This is a genomic window from Brevibacillus reuszeri (assembly GCF_002897295.1).
GTDB classification, from domain to species: domain Bacteria; phylum Bacillota; class Bacilli; order Brevibacillales; family Brevibacillaceae; genus Brevibacillus; species Brevibacillus reuszeri_A.
The window spans coordinates 1-752 of record NZ_BEXF01000114.1 but is presented as its reverse complement, the minus strand read 5'-3'; the positions used below and the strand labels follow the sequence as shown (position 1 = coordinate 752).

The window sequence follows — 752 nt, the reverse complement described above, 5'->3', positions numbered from 1 at the left end:
GATGAGGCCCAGAAGCATTTTCTGAATACGACGTTAGTGTCGACCATCGGCAACCATGAAGTGATGGGGACCAAGGAGAACGGGGATTTCCTGGCTCACTTTAACCAGCCGGGCAATGGTTTGGACAGCCTGAAGGGAACGAACTTCTCATTTGATTACAAAGACGTTCATTTCATCATGCTGAACAGCGAGTATCAGCTGGAGAAGCAGAAGCAATGGCTCCAGCAGGATCTCGCTGACAATGACAAGAAATGGACCGTCGCGATGTTCCACCGCGGGCCTTACGGCAGCATTTACGATACCGCCGAGGTGCGCAGCTTGTGGGCGCCCGTGCTGGAGGAATTTGGCGTGGATCTTGTATTAAACGGTCATGATCATATTTATATTCGTTCCTACCCGATGATGGACAATCAAATCGCTGCGGACGGTCAGGGCACGACTTACGTTGTAGCGGGATCGTCAGGTCCCAAATTCTACTCCCATACGGAGCGGGGATGGCATGAGGTGGTCGACGACGAACAGACTCAGATGTACGCCTCCGTGGAAGTGAAGGGAGACGAGCTTCATTTTGTAACCAAAACGGTTGGCGGACGTGTCGTGGACGAGTTTACGCTGACGAAATCGGGAACGAAGCCAGCTCCGGAGCAGATTATAGTGAGCCCGGACCAGCTTAAGCTTGCCGTCGGCGAAAGCCGTGAATTGCAGGCTGAGGTGAAGCCAAGCGGGGCCGAACGAACCGTAGTATGGTCCGT

The 752-nt window shown here is 53.5% G+C and carries 1 protein-coding gene; it reads left to right on the top strand.

Annotation, left to right across the window (positions count from 1 at the left end; all coding sequences use genetic code 11):
• Window positions 1-36: 36 nt before the first annotated feature.
• The coding region (locus C3B52_RS35705; RefSeq protein ID WP_235615978.1) for a metallophosphoesterase at window positions 37-752 on the top strand (716 nt) is incomplete at its 3' end.